Annotated in this window: 15 protein-coding genes, 2 pseudogenes and 1 riboswitch; of the genes and pseudogenes, 9 read left to right on the top strand and 8 right to left on the bottom strand. The window is 41.5% G+C overall.

Features of this window, described 5'->3' with window-relative positions; genetic code table 11:
• Positions 1–95: 95 nt before the first annotated feature.
• Both V7K21_RS14680 and V7K21_RS14685 read left to right on the top strand, forming a co-directional pair.
• Positions 96–446, top strand: a complete 351-nt coding sequence (locus V7K21_RS14680) for a DUF1257 domain-containing protein (RefSeq protein ID WP_012407317.1) — start codon at positions 96–98, stop codon at positions 444–446.
• A 150-nt stretch (positions 447–596) separates the two neighbouring features.
• Complete coding sequence (locus V7K21_RS14685) at positions 597–893, top strand: hypothetical protein (protein WP_335175378.1); 297 nt, start codon at positions 597–599, stop codon at positions 891–893.
• A gap of 168 nt (positions 894–1,061) precedes the next feature.
• On the opposite strand, the pseudogene V7K21_RS14690 reads toward V7K21_RS14685, so the two are convergent.
• Together V7K21_RS14690 and thrB are read right to left on the bottom strand one after the other, a co-directional pair.
• A pseudogene (locus V7K21_RS14690) lies at positions 1,062–1,571 on the bottom strand (hypothetical protein).
• A 42-nt stretch (positions 1,572–1,613) separates the two neighbouring features.
• A complete protein-coding gene (thrB, locus tag V7K21_RS14695) occupies positions 1,614–2,528 on the bottom strand; it encodes a homoserine kinase (protein ID WP_335175380.1) in 915 nt (304 codons plus the stop codon).
• Between the two features lie 289 nt (positions 2,529–2,817).
• Between thrB and V7K21_RS14700 the strand changes: the two genes are divergently transcribed.
• Complete coding sequence (locus V7K21_RS14700; RefSeq protein ID WP_335175382.1) at positions 2,818–3,594, top strand: DUF5131 family protein; 777 nt, start codon at positions 2,818–2,820, stop codon at positions 3,592–3,594.
• On the opposite strand, the gene V7K21_RS14705 is transcribed toward V7K21_RS14700, so the two are convergent.
• From V7K21_RS14705 to V7K21_RS14715, 3 genes are all read right to left on the bottom strand, one after another.
• Complete coding sequence (locus V7K21_RS14705) at positions 3,584–4,732, bottom strand: three-Cys-motif partner protein TcmP (protein ID WP_335175384.1); 1,149 nt, start codon at positions 4,730–4,732, stop codon at positions 3,584–3,586. The two genes, V7K21_RS14700 and V7K21_RS14705, sit on opposite strands and share 11 nt — an antisense overlap.
• Before the next feature lie 137 nt (positions 4,733–4,869).
• Positions 4,870–6,558 (bottom strand): NAD(P)H-quinone oxidoreductase subunit 4, encoded by a 1,689-nt coding sequence (locus V7K21_RS14710; protein ID WP_335175386.1) that lies wholly within the window; start codon positions 6,556–6,558, stop codon positions 4,870–4,872.
• Positions 6,559–6,744: 186 nt separating this feature from the next.
• Complete coding sequence (locus V7K21_RS14715; protein WP_335175388.1) at positions 6,745–7,464, bottom strand: response regulator transcription factor; 720 nt, start codon at positions 7,462–7,464, stop codon at positions 6,745–6,747.
• Between the two features lie 589 nt (positions 7,465–8,053).
• Between V7K21_RS14715 and V7K21_RS14720 the strand changes: the two genes are divergently transcribed.
• Positions 8,054–9,145 carry a hybrid sensor histidine kinase/response regulator gene (locus V7K21_RS14720; RefSeq protein WP_335175390.1) on the top strand — a complete coding sequence of 364 codons (1,092 nt, stop codon included), beginning with the start codon at positions 8,054–8,056 and terminating at the stop codon, positions 9,143–9,145.
• A gap of 46 nt (positions 9,146–9,191) precedes the next feature.
• The gene (locus V7K21_RS14725; RefSeq protein WP_335175408.1) at positions 9,192–9,554 is read left to right on the top strand and encodes a DUF4346 domain-containing protein; all 363 of its coding nucleotides are present in this window, start codon (positions 9,192–9,194) and stop codon (positions 9,552–9,554) included.
• A 93-nt stretch (positions 9,555–9,647) separates the two neighbouring features.
• On the opposite strand, the gene V7K21_RS14730 is transcribed toward V7K21_RS14725, so the two are convergent.
• Complete coding sequence (locus V7K21_RS14730) at positions 9,648–10,706, bottom strand: YaaC family protein (RefSeq protein WP_335175392.1); 1,059 nt, start codon at positions 10,704–10,706, stop codon at positions 9,648–9,650.
• A 440-nt stretch (positions 10,707–11,146) separates the two neighbouring features.
• On the opposite strand from V7K21_RS14730, the gene V7K21_RS30730 reads away from it, so the two are divergent.
• On the top strand, positions 11,147–11,320 hold the full coding sequence (locus V7K21_RS30730) for a phage integrase N-terminal SAM-like domain-containing protein (RefSeq protein ID WP_442948885.1): 174 nt from the start codon (positions 11,147–11,149) through the stop codon (positions 11,318–11,320).
• 10 nt (positions 11,321–11,330) lie between these two features.
• Here V7K21_RS30730 and V7K21_RS14735 read toward each other — a convergent pair whose 3' ends face one another.
• Entirely contained in the window at positions 11,331–12,365 is a 1,035-nt protein-coding gene (locus V7K21_RS14735; RefSeq protein WP_335175394.1) for a ribonucleotide-diphosphate reductase subunit beta, read from the bottom strand.
• Positions 12,366–12,579: 214 nt separating this feature from the next.
• Here V7K21_RS14735 and V7K21_RS30735 point away from each other — a divergent pair.
• Positions 12,580–12,753, top strand: a pseudogene (locus V7K21_RS30735) (four helix bundle protein).
• Positions 12,754–12,863: 110 nt separating this feature from the next.
• Here V7K21_RS30735 and V7K21_RS14745 read toward each other — a convergent pair.
• Positions 12,864–15,119, bottom strand: coding sequence for a ribonucleoside-diphosphate reductase subunit alpha (locus tag V7K21_RS14745; RefSeq protein ID WP_335175396.1), 2,256 nt, complete (start codon positions 15,117–15,119; stop codon positions 12,864–12,866).
• A gap of 266 nt (positions 15,120–15,385) precedes the next feature.
• Positions 15,386–15,528, top strand: a riboswitch (cobalamin riboswitch).
• Between the two features lie 373 nt (positions 15,529–15,901).
• On the opposite strand from V7K21_RS14745, the gene V7K21_RS14750 reads away from it, so the two are divergent.
• Positions 15,902–16,174, top strand: coding sequence for a hypothetical protein (locus V7K21_RS14750; RefSeq protein ID WP_335175398.1), 273 nt, complete (start codon positions 15,902–15,904; stop codon positions 16,172–16,174).
• 69 nt (positions 16,175–16,243) lie between these two features.
• A complete protein-coding gene (locus V7K21_RS14755; RefSeq protein WP_335175400.1) occupies positions 16,244–17,245 on the top strand; it encodes a methyltransferase domain-containing protein in 1,002 nt (333 codons plus the stop codon).
• The last annotated feature ends 719 nt before the right edge of the window (positions 17,246–17,964 follow it).

Consider the following 17,964-nt stretch of genomic DNA (forward strand, 5'->3'; position numbering starts at 1 on the left):
GCAGTTATAAGAAAAGCCGCATCCTGTTAAGCGCGGCTTCGCCCAAAACAAACCGTTGTCGTTTTTCTCAATCTTCTCATTGGAGGAAACCCCAAATGTCTCACTTTAGCACCCTGCGTACCAAAATCACCGATGCCGAAATCCTCAAGGCTTCCTTGCGCGACCTCGGTATCAGCGTAAAGACTGAAGCTGATGTCCGTGGTTATAACGGTCAGCGTGTCCGTTCCGACATCGTTGCTATGTTGGATGGCGAATATGACCTCGGCTGGTCTCGCAACAGCGATGGTTCCTTTGACCTAATCGCTGACCTGTGGGGAGTTGCTAAGAAGCACAACCAAACCGAGTTGATCAACTCCATCAACCAAAAGTATGCCGTTAACAAAACTTTGGCTGAAGTAAAACAACGCGGTCTGCAAAACGCCAATGTGAAGTTGGTATTGCAATAACAATTTCTCTGCGCGTTCCCAAAGCTGCACGGGTTAACCATATAAATAGCGGTTAGCCCGCTTTTTTATCGGGACTGAGATTTATTTCTCAGTCCCGATTTTATATGAAAATCTCATATTCACGTTTTAGAAAAATTTAAGGATAACAAAATGGCACAACTTCAATTAATACATATTAAAAATAAACTGAATGAAAAATTAATAAACTTAATTGATATGTCAGATTATGTTAAAAAAACTGAAGAAGAAAGAAAAAAAGCTTGTTTATCAAGAAGTTATGCTGCTTACAGCTTAGTAAGTCTCGCTTCTGCTACAGAAGAAGCTGCACAAACTAATGCATTTTGTCTTGCAAAACTTGTAAGCGATCGCTCTCAGAACGCAATTCAATCACAAACCATCTCCTCGCACAGCCTGACAATCTACATATTTGGGATCGTTAACAGGTAATGGTAGAAATGGCTCGAAAACATTGTATATCCGCTTTAAAAGTGCAAAATCTTGCGTTATAGGTTCAAGTCTCTTGACATGGATGATTTTAGCAACTGTCTTCTCATATCAAATGGTTATCGAAAAAGTCAATGTTGGTAAAGTCTTTCTAGTTTAAAAAGGCTGCCATTAAACAATCCGGTTGGCAATTGTCCACACTTCCCCATCTGATCGGACATAGGGAACAGAGATTGTCTTGAACCCAGTAATGAAGGGCTTATAATAAATCTGCCAATACATTGGACTCAGTTGATTGGCACAAGCCTTGAGTAAACGGACTTCTGTCGCCAGTTCACCTGCTAGTTGATTAATGCGTTGAGCATGAACCTGAGCCACTTCTTTAGCTTCCTCTAGCTGCTGCTGTTGGGTAAGTTGTTTTGATTCAACTTGCCAACGCACTAACTTACCTTGTTTTTATTGTATCTGGACTTCCAGGGCTGCGATCGCCGCATCTATGCCCTGGAGTTCAACTGATAATTGGGCATTTTCCCTGGCTTGACGGCGGTACGCTTCAACCATTGCCTGGGGTGAATCATTCTCGGCAGAGATTACATTATTAATAGTGAGTGCAGCGCGTTCTTCTAGGAGAATCTGAATTTGAGATTTAAGCGCCGCCATTTCATCCTGAATTTGCTCCATAAATCGAGTTTTAAGTACTGAGTAAAATAGTCATCTGATTTTTTAAAAGCTTTTTGCGCCTTGGGTATCGAGAGAAAGCGATCGCACCTCGGCTGTAATTCCTTCTTGTTGCCAAGCAGCTAACATCGCCGCCTCCACAGCCTCTGAGTGTAACTTATCCGCCAAAGCTAACAGTGTCGGGCCCGCACCACTAATCACCATACCATAAGCACCAGCACTAACAGCTGCTATGTTGAGAGCATCATAACCAGGAATCAAAGCTTTGCGATAGGGTTGATGCAACTTATCTTGCAAACCAGTCTTTAACCATTGTCCGTTACCAGTTTCCAAGCCGCGCAACAATAACCCCAGATGTGCCATATTGAAAATCGCATCGGCGCGACTCACCTCAGTTAGGAGAACGCCCCGCGCCTCTGAAGTGGAAAGTTCAAAATCAGGAATAGCCACAACTGGTACAACATCTTTATGCCAGGGAACGTCACAAATTTCCCAACCTGCGCCACTAGTAGCAGCAAGACAACATCTTCCCAATAAAGCTGGAACTACATTATCAGGATGTCCTTCCATTGCGATCGCTAACTCCATCACCTGCGACTGACTCATCGGCGCACCCTCAAGTTGATTAGCAGCAACCAACCCACCAACAATCGCTGTCGCCGAACTACCCAAACCCCTCGCCAGTGGGACACCTAATTTAATCTCTATTTTCACTATCGGCGGTGTCTGCTCTATATGTTGATAAAACTTGACAAACGCTTGGTAGAGGAGATTACTCTCATCAGTTTTGACACGTTCAGCTTCCGTACCAGTGACATGAATAATTAGCTCACCCTCTTCTTGGCGAGTGAACTTGAACTCGTTGTACAGCTTTAAAGCTGCACCGATGCAATCAAAACCAGGCCCCAAATTAGCAGTTGTGGCCGGAACGGTAACAGTGATAGCAGAAACAACAGACATTGGCAAAACTCACTAATCATCAATTAGCATCCCATGTATTGGTAGCACTTTAGGGCTAGTTTTTAAGAGCTGTTGAGGATACTTTGATCTACTGTTCCTTAATCCATCCTCTGAGCCTTTAGTTGCAGTGGTTGTGGCTTTGGCAAAATTTTACTATGGGAATTTAACTGGTTGAATTGTGCGATCGTTCCGCCCCATTTACAGCGATGATATAATTGTAAGTTCTGTTATAGTACAGATACACTATAAGAATCACTTGGAGAATTTGTAATTTACAAGGTTATGTAATATGTCTAGTACGCACACAGGTATTGAGTGGACAGATAAAACTTGGAACCCGACAACTGGTTGTAACAAGGTTAGCCCAGGTTGTTTGCATTGCTATGCAGAAGCTCTCACTAAACGTTTTCCTAATAACTTCAAGAATGGATTTGATTTAACTTTACACCCGGAAAGGTTAGCAGAACCTTTAAAGTGGCGTACTCCAAGTAGAATATTTGTGAATTCAATGAGCGACCTTTTTCATGAAGATGTACCTCTTGATTTCATTCAAAAGGTCTTTAAAGTGATTTATAAAACGCCTTGGCATATATATCAAATATTAACAAAACGACCTGAGCGGTTACTTGAGTTGGCTTCTGAGTTAGAATTTCATGAAAATATCTGGTTGGGTGTGTCAGTCGAAAATCAAAACTATGTTCATCGTGTTGACTTTCTTCGCAGAGTTCCCGCGACTGTCCGCTTTCTTTCATGTGAACCGCTTTTAGGTGAATTGAATCTTGAGTTAACAGATATTCACTGGGTTATTGTTGGTGGAGAGTCTGGACAAAAACATCGCTCTCTAAAAACTGAGTGGGTAAAAGATATTCATAACCAGTGTCAAGCAGCAGAAGTTGCATTCTTTTTCAAGCAGATTGGCGGCAGAACTTCTAAGGCTGGAGGTAGGTTACTGGATGGTAAAATATGGGATGAAATGCCTGATGCTTGGAAGCAGCATCAAAAGGTATGGGGGAATACTCCACTGAAATTAGCAGATAAAAAAGAAAATTTAGTGATCACTGCTTAGGCGAAAATGTAACTTTAACCGAATCGGCGAATGTAGTTTCACCTTTATTTTTTCTTCTTTTGTTAACAGGTGGATCTGTTGTAATGTTACCCTTAGCTTCAAGATTCTTAAGAGCATCTTTATAGTTCTTGCTAATATAACGCCTACCAACATTATGCTGATTGTAAATGTCTTGCATGGTTATTGTTCGACCTGCAAATGTATCCAATAGCATTTGTTCTAAGTCATCGAGAGGACGATAAAATTCAAAAAGTAACGGTTGTCTATAGGTGGCTGGATTGTATTCAAAAGAAGGCACACCTTGATTTTGTTCAGAACTCTCTTTTGCCATTATGTCTTTCATGATTGCATAGCCTTTCACGTGCTTACTCACGAAGATTAAATGATGACTAGTTCGTTTCCCATTCTCATGTTTGAAGCGAAAAGGTAGAACATGCTCTCCACCCATTTCTTTGAGAGCTTCACAAATTGCCTCTACAACTGTTAACTCCCGTTCTTCTGGTTTAAGCGTTTTTAGTTGTTGGCGTACTTGATCGGCTCGTATTTCCCCAAATAGCGCATTCATGTGTTCTTTAACAACTGCGTTACCTAAACCCATATTGATGCGGTTGTAATTGAAAAAGAAAATGCAATCACACCCCCAGTTCTTTACAACTGAGTTAATAAGTTTTAATGATAATCCTTTATATCCCCACGGATCTACAAAAAACAATGTAGGGACTAACTTTCGCTCGTTAAATGTGTTGACAATATTTTCCCCAACTTCATGATTGACTACTTGAGGCTTATATTTAAAATCTTCAATACCAGGAATTAAATTTATAGCTTCATGAAGAGAACTAACATTTTCTGCATCAACATCATTAAATACTGTCACCAGCCTATTTTGCATATCTGGGTTAGAAATCGCAGTCTCTAAAACTTTTATTGGTGTTGATTTTGAACCATCTTTGTATCGACCTGGGCCTGCAAAAAGGTCTATATAGGCAATTCTTGAGTCAACTTCCCTACCTTCACTTTCAAGCCTTTTAATAGTTCCGATTATTACTTGTGACCAAGCCCAAAAATATTTCTCAACAATTCTAGCTTTTATTAAAGATTGCTCCTTTTGTTCATCAAAGAAGGAAGTATTACTCATACGCAACCTAATTATGTATATTCTAATGTAGTAATTGTAGGTTGCGTAGAGCGTTTAGTCAAAGTGCTTACTTAATAAAAGCGCGTAGACGGTTAGTAGACAACGGTCTTTTCTACGGAAATCGAGGTCAATAAAGCTTACTTCAAAGTTCCTAAAACGGGCACTACCTCAACCTCTGAAATTTGCGGAACCAAGAATCCTTTAGCATAAATCTGGGGATTTGTTTGCGAGACTACGGCATAAGACTGGCGAAGATTAGCATTGACTGCGACAGTCTTCACGTCGTACATCTGCATCGCCATTTTGGGATAGAAACCAATACCAATAATCATCAGCAGAAAACAGGCAGCGATAAACACTTCACGCGGTCTAGCATCGTCGTAGACAGCATCTTCTGGTACGAGACAGTCCGTACCAAAACAAACTGTTCCCTCATCTTCTTGATTTTCTGAGCCTGCATTATTAATGTCGCAGATGAGTGCTGCACTCTGACCATAAAATACCTCTCGCAGCATGGAAAGTAAATAAATAGGTGTGAGGATGACTCCAACTGCTGCTAGAAAAACCGTTACAGTACAGAAAGTCGAACTGTAAACGTCACTACTTGTTATACCAACGAATACCGAGAGTTCGCCAGCAAAGCCGCTCATACCGGGAAGTGCCAGAGATGCCATCGCGGAGATTGTAAACAGGGCAAAGACTTTGGGCATGGCTTGACCAATACCGCCCATATCTTTCATTACCATTGTATGGCTGCGATCGTAAGTAACACCTGCTAAGAAGAACAGCACTGATGCAATCAAACCATGTGAAATCATTTGCAACATCGCGCCGTTGATTCCTAAATCAGTGAAAGACGCAATCCCAAGCAATACAAATCCCATGTGGGAAACCGACGAATAAGCTAAACGCCGCTTCATATTGGTCTGAGCAAAGGAGTTCAATGCACCATAGATAATATTCACAACACCCAGAATGGCTAGAACGGGCGCAAAGTAAATATGTGCATCGGGAAGCAACTCAAGATTCAGGCGAATTAGTCCATATCCGCCCATCTTCAGCAATACACCAGCCAAAATCATCGATACAGGAGATGATGCTTCGCCGTGGGCATCAGGCAACCAAGTATGCATCGGAAAAACAGCAAGCTTGACACCAAATGCAATCAGTAACCCTGCATAAAGTAGCAGTTGTAAACCAAGAGGATATTCCTTCCTGGCGAGGGCGGTTATGTCAAATGTCATGTTACCGCCGCCATATAGCCCCATTGCCAGGGCTGCCACTAAAATAAATATAGAAGCCGCTGCGGTGTACAACAAAAATTTCGTAGCCGCATAACGACGCCTTTGCCCACCCCAAATACAGACTAGTAGGTAGACGGGAATCAGCTCTACTTCCCACATAATGAAAAATAGCAGCAAGTCTTTGGCAACGAACACCCCTACCTGTGCAGAATACAGCACTAGCATCAGAAAATAGAAGAGGCGAGGTCTGTGATTAACTTGCCAGGCCGAAAAAATTGAGAGTGTAGTGACAAATCCTGCCAGAAGCACAAGGGGAACTGAAAGTCCATCGACTGATACCGCCCAGTTCAAACCTAACTGAGGCATCCAGGCATAATTCTCCACAAGTTGAAAACTAGCACTGCTGGCATCGTAATGCTTCCAAAATGCATAGCACATTAATGCAAAATCTGCAATCCCTACACCCAGTGCATACCACCGCACGCGCTTACCATCTTTATCAGGTAACACAGGGATGAGCAGGGAAGCAACAAGTGGCAGTAAGACAATTGCAGTAAGCCAGGGAAATTGATCCGCTATCATGTATGTATATAAAAATACTTATTTAGTCAATTATGTCATTCTACAAAACTTTGTAACAATTTCTTCATAAATATTTGTCCCAGTTAACTGCTTTGACCGAAAAACAATTGACTGGAGACTATGAAAGAAATATTTTTATTTGTTAAGTGTTCTTGTATACGCAGTTGATGATGGTTGCTTACTCACTCACGGTACTAATCCAGCCCGCAAAGCCCGGACAGCAGCCTGTGTACGGTCAGCAACACAGAGTTTATTTAGAATACCTCGAACATGAGTTTTTACAGTACCGACCGTTAGATAGAGCCTTTTAGCAATTTCTGCATTGTCACACCCAGCGACAATCAACTCTAAAACATCCATCTCTCTATGAGTTAAAGGATAGGTGACTATACTTTTTTCAACATCTGGGTCAATACCTTCAATCAAAACTCTTTTTCCAGCTGCGCCTCTGTTGCCATCGGGGAAATCTTGACGTATTTGTTGTAGTACAAGGTCTGCGATCGCAGGATCGATCCATGAGCTACCTGTATGGGTCGTTCGTACAGCCTCTACCAGTTTCTCAGTTTCGATATCCTTCATGCAGTAAGAATCTGCACCTGCTGCAAATGCTGCTAAAACTGCTTGTTCGCTATTCTGCATCGTTAAAATTAGCAGCTTTGTTGTATAATCTTCGTTCTCGGCTTGATATTGCCTAAATGTGCGTGTTAGCTCAATTCCATCCATGTCAGGCAAGCCAATATCAATAGTAGCAACATCGGGCTTGAGAGTTTTCAGAAGCTTGATGCCCTCTGCTGCATTGGCTGCTTCACCAACAATGTTTAACTCTGGATCGGTTTGCAAAGCAGCCCGTAAGCCGATTCTCGTAAGGTTGTGATCTTCAATCACGAGGATCTTGATTTCACTCATAGTTGCTTAATTTTACTGTTATCTATCTAAAGTACAGATTAAAATAATCTCGTTCTTCTCTTCGGGATTTTATACAAAAAGCAATGCATTTGGTATTATTACCCTAAGTTCATCTACCATTAGACATAAATAACCTTATCTCGGAAGTTTTTTTAAAGCAAGAGTTTCGATATGACAATATAATTCGATCAAAAAATATTTTTATATATTTACTTGAGGATAAATGTTTTATAGTAAACAACTCCTTTCTGAAAATCCCCTAGCTAGCAAGCAAGAGTGGGTGACTACTAAATAGTTGCCCTTACAGTGGCTAGGATGATGCACATAAAAGGTACTAAACTACCTCACCCTAGCATCCAGGCAGAGATATTGGTTGGATAATCGGACAGATAAGATAGTTGTAAAAAAGTAATATTCTTTAATAAATACATTTTTGATTAAAGAACCAGTGTAATTACGTACAATTGTCAGATATTTAATTTGGGAAACTTTAAAGGAAAATGTCAATCCTTAATAATCTCAGCGCTGGTAAAGTAAGCTATTACTAGATTTGCTAGGGATAGCCAAGCACTTCTTTTTTTATTTAGCCATGTCTTTAACTAAAACTGTTAAAAAAGATAAAATTCTCGTTGTCGATGATGTTTTTGACAATTTACTGGTCTTAGAAGCAGTCCTAGAAGATAAGGACTATGAGATTCACTTGGTAGAAGATAGCAAAATTGCTCTGACTATGGTTGAGGAGTCACCACCAGACATAATTCTGTTAGATGTGATGATGCCGGAGGTAGATGGCTATGAATTTACTCGACGCATCCGACAGAATCCGGCGTTGCCATTTATCCCAATTCTGCTGCTCACGGCTCACTATGAGTCTAGCGTTGTTGAAGGACTTGATGCTGGTGCAGATGACTTTATTCGTAAACCATTCGATCCTGATGAATTACATGCACGAGTGCGATCGCTCCTGCGCCTCAAACATAGTATCGACGAACGAGATCAGATGGCTAACCTGCGGACAGATTTTGTCTCGCGTTTTACTCACGATTTACGCATACCGCTGGTAGCCTCCAACCGCGTATTAAAATTATTGCTGTCAGGCAGGTTTTGCGAAGTTTCGCCACAATTGCAAGAAATAATTGATACCATGATTGGCAGTAACCAAGACCTGCTGGAAATGGTAAATACCTTGCTAGAAGTTTATCGTCATGAGGCGGGCTGTAAAACCTTAAAAATTTCTCCCTGCAATATTCAGGAATTAGTTAGTGAAGTTACCCAAGAATTAACTCCCTTAGCTGAAGAAAAAGGATTAGCTATAAACATTGATAGAGGTGATGCAAGCACCATCATGGGCGATCGCGTAGAACTGCGGCGAGTTTTGACAAATATCATCGGCAATGCTATCAAATTTACAGACAAAGGTTCTATAGATATTCATAGCTATCTCACTCCAGCAGATGTGACTATTGATATCCAAGATACAGGACCGGGAATTTCTAAACAAGACCAGGCAATATTATTTGAGCGATTTCGCCAAGGTAAACATCAGCGTTCTGGTAGTGGTTTAGGACTATATCTATCTCGCTGTATTATTGAAGCACATCAAGGCACAATCAATGTGACATCTGAGCCAGGGCAAGGTAGTACATTCACTATCCGTCTACCTGTAGCTGGTAAAAAATAGGACACCAGCGATCGCAATCTGTGTCAGCTAGTGAGGTGAGTTAGCGATCGCAGCAATTGACGACAAACTATCCAAGCGATTTTTAGAATTCGATCCAGCAGGTTACTTTATCATCTACTTAGATCGGGGAGCAGGCTTGATCTGTGCGAAACATTTTACCAATGAAATTAATGAGCAAGGATTAGCTATCGATCCAGAAACCGGAAAGCCGATTCCTGCAACGGTCAAAGTGGAACGACAACCAACTGCCCTATTTACAGGAAGAACTGCTAAAGAAATTTGCATTCAACTGTTTGAGGAAACAAAACCTTGCTTAGTGAGTCGATTGGATCATGCGGCTTATTTGGGACGTGAGTTTATGCGAGCAGAATTGGCATTGGTGACAGGACAAAACTACGTACAGGATTAAATACGCTTTTGATGACTTAACGGTGAAGTTGTGCGGCGGCAGATATCCTTGGCAAACTACAAACAGCTTTCGCCCGTCCGCTGCCGTGGAGGGTTATGCATGATTAGAATCTTCGTCCTGTACTCTCTTAGAATCACACTCGTTCAAAATATCGGAGATTAGCTCTGTTACCAATTCAGGAAAGCTTTGTTCCACTAATTGCTGAGCACGATTCATTGTCGGCCATAAAGAATCTCCCTTATCACCTTGGATAAGAGAAATCCAATGTGTAGGGTAATACCTAACCAACATCCCAAGAACATAAGAGATCATATATGTAATGCATAGCTGGGAATATCGGGTACTTGGGGAAAACGGCTCAGTAATGTGTAGGGAAGGAATCGACCCAAACGTTTTGTGCATATACGTATGTATGAACATTGGGAGATTTCTGGCAAAAGTATCAGCATCACAAGTCAGCGTAACCCAATCAGAATCAGATTCTACGGTGTAACCGAATCCCTCATAAACGTCTTGAAACAATGAGAATGGCTTAGCCCTGACTTTCGCACTAAATCCGGCATCTGCACTGTAAGTCATTTGATTAATAAAGGCATATTTTGTCACTTCTGAAATATTTGAATAATCCTTCTGCAAATCGGGGGTGCGTGAAAAAAGATCATCGACTGAAAACTCTTGCCTAAGATTGGGAACATCGTAAGATAACCGCCAATCAACTCCTGACGAATTGACATGAATTGAAATTCTATTGTTTGTATGAGTCACAAAATCTGAAAATAATCCAGGTGTAGTTCGTATCTTTAAATTGCGTAATCCCTGAAGCCCAGCAGTAATATCGCCAGACATAATATTGCTCCATCCAACTGTTTCAAGCCCGTGACTTGCAGTTAAACCCTCTTCACCACCCCTTTCCTTGAGCAACAGCAAAAGAGCTCTACTTAAGGAGGCAACACCATAAAAGGTTAATAAAGGGCGCACAGAATAATTCGAGTTGCTAGCGTTTCTAAAATATTCACGGCTCTGCTTCGCTGCGGCATTCATTTCTCGTGCACGACGCGCGTTTAACTCATGTGAATGAATTCGCTTAAACCTCTGATAAGTTATATCCCGGTTCTCAAGTGAGAGTAATTGTTGCCAAATCTCATTGTTCATTACTTTACGAAAGTCCCTCATCAGAGTTTAAAGGAAAAACTGTTTAGAAAGAAGGATCTGCAGCATAACTATTTATTATGCGGGAAGTTTCCGTATAATTTTTTTAGATAAAGATATATTAAGCATTACAGGCAACTCCTGTCATAAAATACAGAAATTTTCTTGATAACAAACCTATTTGGATATTATATATAATTTTTCCGTATATCCCTTGGTGTCGTAGAGAATTTTTCCTCATAACATCCTTATTGAGAGTATTAAACGGAATTTTTCTGTATAACACCCTGTAGAACAGCGTCCGAAAAAGCTGCTTGAACAAGTACAAGATGTTATTCGACTTAAGCACTATTCTTATCAAACAGAAAAAAATTATTTTACTGGATTATACGCTATATCCTTTTTCATAATAAGCGTCATCCTAAATACATGGAAAGTGTGAAATTGAAGCATTTTTAACGCACCTTGTGGTTAATGAAAATATGGCGGCATCAACGCAAAATCAAACACTTCATGCTGTTCTATTTTTATATCGAGAAGTATTAAAACAAGATTTAGATTTAAGGGACGCATTTTTAAAGACGCGATATATCGCGTCTCTACGTCTAAACCAATAATAAACCCTTCTTAGAAATCATCCCAACCTTCAATGCTAGAGGACATTACATAACTGGTTACACTCGCCTCAAAGAAGTTGGCTTTTGTATTGGCTTCTTTTTTGGTATCTGAGAAACGCTCCAAGTGAGCATAGGGGCTTTTCTTGTAGATAGCTTCTGGAAATAATGGCTTTAAACCGATCGCCTTTAAACGAGCATTTGCCAGATATTTGGTGTACTGTTCTGTACTATTGGCTGTAATGCCAAGAATATCATCTCCGACAATATGTTCTGTCCACTTGCATTCATGCTCGACGGCTAAAGCAAACATTTCATAAATTTGTTCGCGGCTGTGGGGAAAAACTTGCATCGCTTCTGGAATCAATTTTTGATACAGCCGCACATGAGAGAGTTCATCTCGGTTAATCATTCTAAAGATATCGGCACTCCCAGACATCAGCATCCGTGATGACAGATTATAGAAAAATATAAACCCGTTGTAGAAATACAACCCTTCTAACAGATAATCTGCTAATAACGATACGAAATAATTTTCTGGTGTCGGGTTATCGACATACTTTTGGTATAGTTCGGCAATGAATTCGCATCGTTGTTTGAGAATGAGATCGCTCCGCCAAAAATCATAGACGTGTATCCGGCGATCACTAGGGATCACCGTCTCAATAATGTATTGATAAGACTGATTGTGCATTGCTTCTTGGGAAATTTGTTCCGCCATACACAATGCAATTTCTGGTGCGGTAATACTGTTTTTGATATGAGGCACATTACAGGTTTGCACCGAATCGAGAAAAGTCAGATAACTGAGAATGCCATCAAATGCACGTCGTTCTCCAGGTGTGAGATTGAGGTAATCTGTTACGTCCTGAGTAATGTCTATTTTTTCGGGAACCCAGAAGTTCTCTCGCATTTGACGGTAGAGAGACACAGCCCAGGAATAGCGAACATCATTGAGTTGCATTAAATTTGTAGTTTCCCCGAACCATATTAAACGGTTTGCTGTATTATCACTCCCGTTTGGATTGAAAACGGGATTAATTGGCATTAATGATTGTCTTTGTTGGTACATTTTTTTAAGGGAGTAGGGAGTAAGGAGTAGGGAGTAAGATTAAAAAAGATATATACACTGATTCAGCATCTATGACAATTAATAGTTATCGTGATTTGAAAGTTTGGCAGTTGGGTATAAGTTTGACCAAGCAAGTTTATCTATTAACACGAGATTTTCCTAAGTCTGAAACATATGGTTTGAGTACCAAATGCAACGGGCGGCAGTATCGATCCCATCAAATTTGGCAGAAGGTCATGCTAGAGATTCAACACAATAATTCCTTCGATTTCTAGCGATCGCTCTCGGTTCTTTGGCGGAACTTGAAACCCAACTCATTGTAGCCGAACAATTGGAATACATAACCAATTCTAAACTCCAATAAATCCTAACTAAAACTGACGAAATACAACGAATGCTTCGAGGTTTACAAAAATCCTTGAAAGCAAAACTTTCTTAATCTCTACTCCCTACTCCCCACTCCCTACTCCCTAGTTAGTTTGCACAAGCAACACATTGCTCGTTCGATTCTTTGAAACTATCTTTTTGGACAGTGCGAATATAGTAGATTGCTTTACAACCCAATTCCCAAGCCAGCATTAGGGTTTCAAAAATATCAAGAGCGGTGAGAGAGCGATCAGGTTCGTCGGGGAAATAGACTCCAGCATTTAGGTTAAATAACAATTCCATCGAAATTCCTGTATCAATCCATTGTTGGATTGTAGCGATCGCCCGTACCACTTTTTTCTGATCCAGTGTCTTATTTTCGACATAGAACCATAAATGATCCCGAATGTAAGGCGGTGCAATGGGTACTGAACCTTTTGCCCACAAATCATAGAAGAATTTGCTATAAACGGGTAAAACACTGGCTGTACAACCCTGAACTAAAGATGAAGAAGTGTTAGGTGCGATCGCAGTAATATGTGAATTGCGAATCCCATGTTGTTTGATATCCTGACTCAGTTGTAAAAAGCGTTCTGGAAGACTAGCGTGTTGCTTAAACCAATCCACAGGCTTTGCTCCAATTAAATGTCCCTTGCTCCATTCACTACCCCCAAAAGCAGGATACGCACCCCGTTCCTTCGCTAATTCCATCGATGCTGCCGTGCAATAGTAACCGATGTCTTCAAATAAATCGCTAATTTCTTGAAGATGGGTGTATGTGAGATGACGTTTTGCTAACCAATCGGCTAATCCCATACAGCCTACTCCAATTGTGCGATATTTGGCGTTGTGAGTGGCACTAGCAGCAAACGGTGGTGAAGTAAGTTCAATCGTGTTATCTAGTATACGTACTGCAATTTGACAAATCTCTGCTCGCTGCTCATTTTCTAGATTCGCAAGATTAATACTAACGAGATTACACGTATGTGCTTCTTCACCTGGTTTCACATTTGACCATGATTCTTGACAAAGGTTTCCACCAGGAATGTAGCCCTGATGCTGATTAGGATTAGCTCGGTTCGCGGTATCTTTGAACCACAGATAAGGCATCCCGGTTTCTAATTGGGTTCGCATCACCTGTTTGAGTAAAAGACGCGCATTCACCCGTTTGTAGAGTGTAATCGAGTTATCTAAACTGGCTTCAATTTGAAGATAGGCACGTTCAAATGCTTCACCCCATAGTGTTGCTAGTTCAATACCTAAACGAATTCGTACCTCATAGGGATCAACTAACGTCCATTCTGTATCTGCTGCTACTCGCCGCATAAATTCGTCACTGACAACCAGTTGCGGGAACACGTCATAAGCTTTGCGTCGCCCGTCCCCACTCTCGGTTTGCATTTCCAAAAATTCAGGTAAGTCCATATGCCAAACATCTAGACTCACAGTAACAGCACCTGCTCTACGTCCACCTTGATTAACCGCGATCGCTGTATCATTTAACAACTTAATCCAGGGAACTACACCACCTGATGCATTTGCCTTGCCCATTACCCAACTACCTGTTGCTCGAATCCGAGACAGATTTACCCCCACACCGCCGCCATTTTTGGAAATGCGAGCCGCATCATGAATGCCGCCAAAAATGCTTTCCAAATTGTCGTCCATTGCCGTAATGAAACAACTGGCTAGCGACCCATTGGGAATCCGCAAGTTCGCCAGAATGGGTGTTGCTAAAGATATTTGACGATTCGCTAACGCTTCATAAAATTGCTTTGCCCAGATTAATCTGTTATCTGGTGTTTCCACGGAGGCAATCAAAAGGGCACAAGTTAAAAATGCTTCCTGGGGTAATTCATTCGCCAAAAGATATCGCTTCGTCAGTAATACCGCTCCCGCATAATCATAATCGGCATCCCAGTCGGGATTAATCCAAGTATTAGCAATTTCTAACTCTTCAGGAGAGTAGGTCAAGATGCGGCGATCGTATTGTTCTTCTAAAACTTTGAAATGTACAGTCCGAGCATAGTACCCGTACTGATAGCCACGGCTAACTGTTATTTCTTTCCACAAACTCCAAATATGTAAGCGGCCTGCCACTTGCCGCCAATCAGGTTCTTCAGGACTACACAAATCCAAGGCACAGCGAATTAAATTATCTTGAATTTCTCGCGTGGTAATGCCGGGACGCAATCGAGTTGTCAGATGTGCTTCTAAAGCAATGGAATTTGTTGAAAGTCCGCAACAAGCCCAATTAACTACTGTGCGAATTTTATTAATTTCCAACGGTGTTGTCGAACCATCACGACGAATGACATAGATATCCGTTGTGGAGCTATTCGAGAGTGTAGATGGAGCTTGCATACAAGATGTGTTGATAAATTGTAAAAGAATAATTGCAAAAATGGAAAATAATTGTTAACTAGGTTTGGCAATGTAAAAAATTGTCAGCGCTATGTCACAAAGCACTGGCAACCCGAAAAAGTTTGTTGGGTTGAAAAATTGCTAGAAAAATTGTCCAATAAAAATCCAGAGCAAGCTTTGGTAAAGAATGAAACTTGCTCCGATTAATGACGAATGCCAGTATAGATCGACCATTGATTTTTATGCAAGCAAATCACAATTGTGTTAATATGCAGGGGAATCTCGGTTCTAGTGGGGAACAGCCACTAGAGGAAACGGGGAAAGTCCGGTGTGAATCCGGCGCTGTCCCGCAGCTGTAATCAAGGTTTGCCTTGTGAGTCAGAATGCCCGCCGAAGTTGACTTGTAAATTCTGTACATCTGCGAGGCACAGATTAAGTATTTTTATGAAGATTTCTACAACTACTAGGCAATACATTCTCATAGCCCCACATATCAGAACGCTACAGGTTACGGCTTTCTATGAGACGGTAGGCGATTAATTCACAATAGAAATTGCGTATTACCAATACAGCGATGGTGACAGTTACTCTCTGTGAGAATATCGCTTGAAAATAGTCGCAGCAAAAACGAAACGCTGGATTAATTAACAGATGGAAGTTGTTCCAAGCAGGTAGAAAATGGCGTGAATGATTTACACAGTCTTGTTTCATACCAAACAAGTGGTTTCTCAATTATGCATAGAAATTGCTAATTTACTAGATTAATACTTCAGTTAATCATCATGCCGAAATTCTATCTTCGCAGAGCCGCGAAGATTCCCACTGCTGTTCATCCTTTTGTCAAACAAACGATTCCCCAAGACAAACACAAGCCCCGTCTACTTCTAGGGAAAATTATTCGAGGTATGCAAAATATTGCAATGTCGATGTATGGGAAGATTTATACTGCGTTAGCTTTGCTCGTCGTAAGCATCGCCGACTGCGGGCGGTTACGCCATCGCTCGTCTGATTCAAGACGAGCAACGAGCAAACCGTTAGCTCGACTCCAAAAGTAAATCTTCTTCTACCCACGAGATTCGTGCAAAAAATCTATCTACGGTAGGCGTAGAGGAGCGTTCAAAACAATGTCAACTTCATTATATTTTCTAATTGGTTTTCTTCTGCTTTTGGTGGTAGGAATTGCGACTTATTTGCTGACTGCCCGTAAGTATCAATCCTCAGCCACAGTCGCCAATTCCTACGATCAATGGACTGCTGACGGCATCTTAGAGTTTTATTGGGGGGAACACATTCACCTCGGTCATTACGGTTCGCCGCCACGACAGAAGGATTTTTTGGCTGCTAAATCTGACTTTGTACATGAAATGGTTAAATGGGGTGGAATAGAAAAATTACCTCCTGGTACTACCGTTTTAGATGTTGGCTGTGGTATTGGGGGCAGCAGCCGGATTTTAGCGCGAGATTATGGGTTTGCTGTCACAGGGATTACGATTAGCCCTATTCAGGTGAAGCGTGCCCAGGAGTTAACGCCCCAAGAGGTAAACGCCCAGTTTGCGGTCGATGATGCGATGGCATTGTCGTTTCCAGATGCCAGTTTTGATGTGGTCTGGTCAATCGAAGCAGGCCCCCACATGCCAGATAAAGCTGTTTTTGCTAGAGAATTAATCCGGGTGTTAAAACCCGGTGGAGTGTTGGTTGTAGCTGACTGGAATCAAAGGGATGACCGCCAAAAGCCGCTAAATTTTTGGGAGAAACCAGTGATGCGACAACTCCTAGATCAGTGGTCTCATCCAGCTTTTTCTAGCATTGAGGGATTCTCTGAGCTTTTAGCAGAGACTTCCTTAGTCGAGGGAGAGGTAATTACGGCAGACTGGACGCAAGAAACGCTTCCTTCTTGGTTAGATTCGCTCTGGCAAGGGGTGGTTCGACCAAGCGGATTTCTGCGTTATGGACTGTCTGGTTTCGTCAAGTCTGTGCGCGAGGTGCCGACGTTTTTGCTGATGCGTTTGGCGTTTGGTGCAGGGCTGTGTCGATTTGGAATGTTCCGCGCTGTGCGGGCGAACGGGAGTACAGAATTGATGGACAGAAACCTTGCTAAGGAAACTCCCTCAAGCCTGGTTGGGTAGCGATGCCTGCGGCAGGCTGCGCCTACGCATGATGACCAATTTTGAGTTTCCATTTATTGGTCTTTCTCGCAGCGGCTACTGCTGCGACTGATGACCGGGCTGTGGGGTTGCCAGCCACAACTTGAGGCTATTTCTGCCGAGGAAGTGAGCAATGGCAACAGTAGGTTAAACATTTAGCTTCTGACTTTGTAAAAGAAAAGAAGATGCAGAATTTAAGAAAAAGACTGAACTAGTGTTGAACGCGGCTAAACCAACATTATCGCCGCTGTTTATTGAATTCGGGCACTCGTTTATTGAATTCGGGTAGTCGTTTATAGAATCCGGGCAGTTATTTATTGAATCCGGGTAGTCGTTTATTGAATTCGGGTAGTCGTTTATTGAATTCAGGCAATCACCAAGAATTCACGGAAAATAATTTATTGCTAATTTCTCGCCCTCTCTAAAACCGGGAGCATCCCAAATGTGCAAAATGCCCTTAGATGTCTACGCAGAATTAATTTTCACTCCTATGTCTATTTATAATTGCGATCGCTATTTTTTCAGTAATACTGAGTGAAGTAGAAAGTACTCACTACTTATTGCAGTAGAACTCTTGCAAAAGTGTTTTGTGGTATTATGAAGGGCTTGAGCAATTGCGAGCAGGACTTTGATTGACAGTGAAAATAGGAAAAGCCAAACAGCTGACTTCAAAGAAATTTAAGCGTATGACAGGAGTAAGT

The organism is Nostoc sp., assembly GCF_036919595.1.
Classification (GTDB): domain Bacteria; phylum Cyanobacteriota; class Cyanobacteriia; order Cyanobacteriales; family Nostocaceae; genus Nostoc.